Origin of the sequence: Paenibacillus sp. 1-18 (assembly GCF_000520755.1) — a bacterium.
In the GTDB taxonomy this organism is placed as follows: domain Bacteria; phylum Bacillota; class Bacilli; order Paenibacillales; family Paenibacillaceae; genus Paenibacillus; species Paenibacillus brasilensis.
In genome coordinates this window covers 1-1,043 of record NZ_ASSB01000005.1, presented here as the reverse complement: position 1 = coordinate 1,043, position 1,043 = coordinate 1, and the positions used below count along the sequence as shown (strand labels likewise).

General features: G+C 52.8%; 1 protein-coding gene. It reads right to left on the bottom strand.

Annotated features, from left to right (window positions below; all coding sequences use genetic code 11):
* A partial coding sequence (locus L693_RS27500; RefSeq protein WP_231503477.1) for a condensation domain-containing protein occupies positions 1–1,043 on the bottom strand: 1,043 nt, incomplete at both ends.

Genomic DNA, 1,043 nt, shown 5'->3' with positions numbered 1-1,043 from the left:
GACGATACGGCAGGACAACGGAAAGCTCTGGCTGCCGCTGTTCCTGAATTGCGGCATAGTGCTCGAATACTTCCTGCATCATGATCGGCACGCACCAGCCATCCATAATAATATGATGGAAGCTCCAATAGAATTGGTATGTTTGTTCACCGATTCGCAAAACCGAAACACGCAGCAGCGCATCCTGCGCCAAATCGAATCCTGCCGCTGTATCGTTGACGCTAAACGCCTGAGCATACGCCTCGCGCTCGGCTTCTTCCAATCCGCGCAGATCTTCGTAGTAAAATCCGCAAGGCTTGCGCCGATAGACGACCTGTACAGGCTCGGCCAGCCCGCTGTAAAATCCGGTACGCAGCACGTCGTGCCGCTGCACGAGAGCATCCAGACTTTGGGCAAAGATCTCAACGTCCAGGCTTCCCTGAAGGCTGAACACTGCTTGCTCGAAGTAAGCTGCCGAATCCGGCTCCAATTGACTGTGGAACAGCATGCCTTTTTGCATCGACGTGAGCTTGTACACATTTTCGATCTCACCGATATGCGCGGTTTGCTGTACAAGCTGCTCCAGCTCCTCCATGCTGAGGTCCGAAAGCAGCAGATCGCTCGGCGTCAGCTCCGGCTGCTCTTTATCTGCGCAGTGCAGGATCACTTCCCGCAGACTTGTACGCAGGAGTTGGGAAAGATTTTCCACTGTTTCTTTGCGATATTGCCGCCCATTGTAATCAATTGTCAGCGACAAGACACCCTGCGAAATCATGCCGTTCATATCCAGTGTATAGCGCTGTGCCATCTTCTCGCTTATGGAGGCTCCGACCGAATAAGGCGAAATTTGCAGCTTATTACTATCCAAGTCCTGATCGAACTGCCCCAGATAGTTGAAGCTGATTTCCGGCTGGATACGCAGAGCATGGTCCTCGTTCTTGCCGTCGCCGGACAAATAGGTCAAAATGCCATACCCGATCCCTTTATTCGGAATGCGGCGGAACCCTTCCTTGACGAGCTTGATACTACGCGAAATGTCTTGTTCTGCCGCCATCTCCAGCACG